Origin of the sequence: Tenacibaculum sp. (assembly GCF_048269885.1) — a bacterium.
Classification (GTDB): domain Bacteria; phylum Bacteroidota; class Bacteroidia; order Flavobacteriales; family Flavobacteriaceae; genus Polaribacter.
On the sequence record NZ_JBLWTZ010000054.1, the window covers coordinates 1 to 5,451 of the forward strand.

The 5,451-nt window shown below is 36.0% G+C and carries 1 pseudogene; it reads right to left on the minus strand.

Going from position 1 to position 5,451, the window contains the following annotated elements:
* Positions 1-5,177 (minus strand): annotated as a pseudogene (locus ACN0WY_RS17410) (hypothetical protein); the annotation flags it as partial.
* Positions 5,178-5,451 lie beyond the last annotated feature (274 nt).

Sequence of the window (5,451 nt, forward strand, 5' to 3'; positions counted from 1 at the left end):
TACAGTTGATAGCGGCCTACTTCGCTATTAAACCCAAACAATCCTATCTCTTTTACGCCATCATTATTTCTATCTGTCAATAATTCAACGGAAGGAGCACTCAAATCATGTGAAAACTCAAAATGGTTAAACTCAGTTAACTCTGTACCATCAATAAGATAAAATTGAATAATTGCATCTTTAAACTGGAATTTAATCCAATCTGAAACCCCATCGCCATTTACATCGCTGAACATTAGCATTTTAGCTGATAAAACAGGTGTATCCATAGAATCTAAAGGATTAGTTCCTAACCTAATTTCATCCCCATCATTAACACCATCACCATCAGTGTCAGGATTATTAACATCTGTACTGAATAATATTTCATCAATATTCGACAAACCATCACCATCAGCATCTGCGGCAGCATCATTAGGGTTAAGAGGATCTAATCCATATTTAAACTCGTCATAGTCATTGATTCCATCTTGATCAGAATCCGAATTATAAATATCAGTTCCCAAATCATTTTCTTGGATGTCTTTTAAACCATCTCCATCAGAATCATCTAGATTTTGCCATTCCTCGTAATGGCTTAAGTCAAAAGGCATTAGTATATTGATTCTTGGTGCAATTAGGTTCTTGAACTCATCATCAGTCAGCTCACCATCTCCATTTTCGTCATAAGCAACCCAAGAGTGTTCAAATACCAGAGAACGATTATTACTGTCTGATGAGATAAATTCCCATGTTCTTTCTCTCATATAATTTTCACTCTCAAATCGCAAAGTCACTCTATTGCCATCAATACTGTAAGTCCAGTCTTGACCAAACGTCAAAGAAAGCTCTCCAGTGCTGTAGTTTAATAATCCACCAACTCCTCTTCGTAACGAGCCATTATTCTTAAAATGGTAGCCATATACATTTTCTAACAATAGAGTTTCTTTATTCCATTGACTCTCTAAGTGGGCATTAATACCTGCAAATTGGATAATTGGTAGGTCAGTTACTAAGTTATCAATAGATTTTACATAGGTCTGATCAAATTTAGCTACTGGAGCAATATAAACGTTAACCAACTCGCCTGATTCAAAAACCTTATGGAACGCAATCATTTGTTTACCTAGCTGCTTGTATGGCAAAACTTCAATACGTTTATTGTTTTCAGTTAATACCACTTTTTGCTCATCAAATGACCATTGATACTGATTATCAAAATAACCTCCTTGTACTACGCCATTATCTCCCAATGCTAATGTATCGGCATATATACCTGCTAACTGTTGTGAGCTATAACTATTTTCAAGTTGATTTGGGGCAAAAAGTAGCCACTCACCGGTTATTTCAGACTTTGAAAAGCTGGCGAAAATATTCGCAAGGTCTATCTGCCAGTTGTAGATGCTTTCGTTCATATGTGAGTAGCTTGGTAGCTCACCTGTATAGCCCCATTCTTCAGGTATTATTAAGTTCATTTTATAGGTAAAAGACACTATTACAGAAGTCACATCATCAGTTTGCGAATATGGTGATAAAACTAATTTTGAGACTTCACGTAACTCATCAAACCTAAAATCTTCTGGAATGACCCCATTTTCAACTTGAGAAACAAGCCAATCAGCTATTTCATTTCCATATAAACTTCTTATATTATCGAAAGGATAACTATGATCACTGTAGAATGTTTGGGCCTCAACATTATCTACAACAATGTTACCTTCAACAACACCCCAATAAATTGAAGACGACAGATAATTATTAACCCAATTACTGCCCATCTTACCTGTAAAGTTGTTATTTAAGTGTAATGCAAAACCAGTTTTTTCTAGCCATCCCTCTTTTGAAGGCAGTGTAATAGCGATATCTTTTCCTATTAGCTCATTTTCATCAAAGCGAAAAGTTGTTGAGGCAGGTATGGAGTCGTAATTTAATGGATCACTACCTTGGTTAATTTCAAAGTAATCACTAAAGCCATCACCATCACTGTCGAGTAAAGTTGGGTTTGTTCCAAGAGAAACTTCTTCAAGATCTGGAATGCCATCATGATCAGAGTCACTATTAAACAAATTAGTTCCAAGGTCTTCTTCTATATAGTCATTAAGTCCATCATTATCGCTATCAGGTAGTTTATTCCATGGAGTTTCCCAAGTACTAAGGTCTATTTTCTCTATTTTATTCAATCGAGGAGCTATAAATATGCCACGCTCATCATCACTAATAACACCATCACCATTTGAATCATAATCAAAACGAGAACGCTCATAAACTAAAGCAATACCGCTAGCATCAACAGAAACTACATCCCATACTCGCTCCCTCTCCTGCGACTCTGTAACATAGCTCATTTGAATTCGATTGCCTGTTATGGAGTAATTCCAAATATTTCCCATATAAATAAATTGGTTATCATCATAGCCATTACCACCAATGCCACGTCTAAGGGTACCATCTGCCCTAAATTGATAGCCAAATATTTCATTAAAGTTAAGCTGTCCGTTTGTCCAAGCCGAGGGGTAATTAGCGTTGATGCCTGCAAATTGCATCTCAGGCAATGTAGTTACAATATTATTAGTAAAGGCTGTGTATGAATTATCATACTTTGCTAGGGGAGCGATATAAACATAACTAAGATTATTTTCAGAATAGACTTCATAATAAGCTAAATGATTTTTTCTTACTTGTCTAAAAGGTGTAATAACGATTTGTTCATTATCGCCAGTAAGCTTAATAGCTCCATCTTCAAACATCCACTTTAACTGCAGTGATGTATTCTCAGTTTTAACATCGCCACTATTTTGCAAACCAAGATTATCTGCATAAACACCAGGTTCAGTACCAATCCCTCGAGCAGCTCCATACGTAACATCATATTTCAAAAAGGCTAACCACTTGCCTTGAACATCAAGGGTAGACATTCCCGTTAGCGTGCTACTAATTCCATCTTCCCAGCGTGAAATAACGGCACTTGTGTACTCTTCAGATTTAATTTCGCCTTCGTAATTCCATGTTTCTGGAAGGTTAAGGGTACGAACAGATTTAATAATGTAGATTACTTTATCGTTTTCATGCTTAGTAATACGACGTTCATTTACTTTATCAATTACCTGTAAATGCACAGAGTTATCTAATCGGCCTGCATCAACTTCATTACGCAACCACTGCGCAACTTCGGAACCATAACTATTTTCAATATTTTCAAACGGGTAATAGTAATAGGTGCTTGAGACAGTCGCATCATCATCACTTCGCAGCACAATTTGTCCGTTTTCAACCGTCCAATTAAGTAAACGGCTACCAAAACTTCCTGATATATTTTCACCTAAATGCGCCGTGCCATCACGATGAAAATTTAAGCCAGTTCCAGAGTCATGCAACCTACCAGGTTGTACTTCATTAGTCAGTACAGCTTTAACCTCAAATAAATTACTTGCTTCAAAAAACGACGTTTTAGAACCAGGCACTGAATCAATATCTAAAGGATCACTTCCTACTTGTAACTCAAACCAATCACTGTATCCATCGCCATCACTATCTTCACTTAATGGATCCGTTCCTAATCTGACTTCTTCACTATCACTTAAACCATCAAAGTCGCTGTCGTTATAATAAGGGTCTGTTCCTAATTCTTCTTCATGAATATCTTTTAAACCATCGTTATCTGAATCGGCAAGATATTCCCATGGCTGATAAGAACTCAGGTCAACTTTCATCATAGTGTTAAGCCTGGGAAGAATGTAAGTATCAATCTCATTATCACTAAAGACACCATCATTATTTAAGTCATTATATAAAAATGAGTATTCCAAGACGACAGCAGTACCTTTAGCATCTACAGACAGTGTATCCCAATACCGAACTCGCTTAAATGAGCTGTCGTACTCTCTTTGTGTGGTAACTAGTCGCCCGTTAGTTTTGTAAGTCCAACGATTATCGTAAGTTATTTCTGAATGTTCGTCGTAGGTATAAAACGAAGCACCACGCCACATTGCATTATTATCTAGAAAGCGATAGCCATATAGATAGTCAACATTGACCTTATCTCCTTTATCCTCCTGATAATAAAGATTTATTCCAGGATTCCATACATTAGGTAAAGGTAAGCTAAGGTTTTCTGTAAATTTACCGTAACTATTATCATACTTCGCAATAGTAGCAACATAGACTCGAGTTAATTCATTGTTTTCATACTGCTCTACACGACTTAAATGAGCTTTATTAATAGAAATAAAAGGTGTAATTTCGTAACGAGAGTTCCCGCTTGCTAACTTTATTACACCTTCACTTGATGACCACTGGTAGCTGTTGCCTGAAAGAGTATCAACCACAGTCCCATCTTCGTTCAATGTTAATGTATCGGCAAAAACACCAGGAATGTAGTTATCTGAAAGTGGGCTATATATAGTTCTAGGAATACTAAGTAACCATCTCCCAGCAATATCAGACTGAACCTGATCCGAAAGGTTACTATTATTAATATTATATAATTTATTTAGTGATTCAAAACTCTCAGAACGACTAATTTCGTTTTGATTCCAACCCCACTCTTGCGGAACAATTAATTTATAATAATCAGTCCCAGTAAGTGATACCTGATCGTAATCATGATAGTTTTGACCTCGAGAGACTGCTACATCAAAGTAGCTAAATTCAGAATAACTTATTCTGTAGTCTAGTGCATTATTCTCAAATTTATTATTTAAGAAGTCAGCCAAATCTTGGCCGTACCTCTGTGCGATTCTATCATACGGAGCGTTATCAAATTTTTCTGTCGTTTTACCACTGGAAATAATTTCAATATCACCAGCAACAATTTGCCATTCAATTTTCTCTTCACTAAAAGCCCCACTAAAATCAAAGCCAGCAAAACCACTGCCATCAATGTTAAAATAAAGGCCGACTCCAGAGGGAGGCAATACATTATCATTACCATCTTCAATCAATGCATACTGCCCTTGAGTTAACTCTGATGCCGTATACCCAGTTGCAGATGCTTCGAATACATCCTGAGTACTCTTCATCGAAATGGTGCTCTTATTGGAATACCACCTTGAAGAAAGAACCTTTTGATTATCGTCGTATCGCGAATCTTGGAATTTCAACTCTTGTATACCCTGAGAAGTAAAATCATCAGCGATAGCCGAAGTTAAAGTTATAGGGTTTGCCAATAACAACCCCATTGCTAAAACAGCAACCTTCATACCTAAATCCTTTTATTAGAGGAAATAAAAATTAAATTAACAAAAACAGTACAAATTTTAACACAAAAAACAATAAAAGCCTGAAAAATTCAGCTTAAATTCACTAAACATAAAACCATTAATTGAGATTAACTAAAAAACAGTTGTGCCACGCACAAAAAACCACAGTTTTAAAACTGTAGTTTTTTAACTACTCAATATGTTGGTCAATTAATTCACTGTAGAGTTATGTTCAAAGTATTTCCTGAAAATATATTAATAACCCTACTTAGAC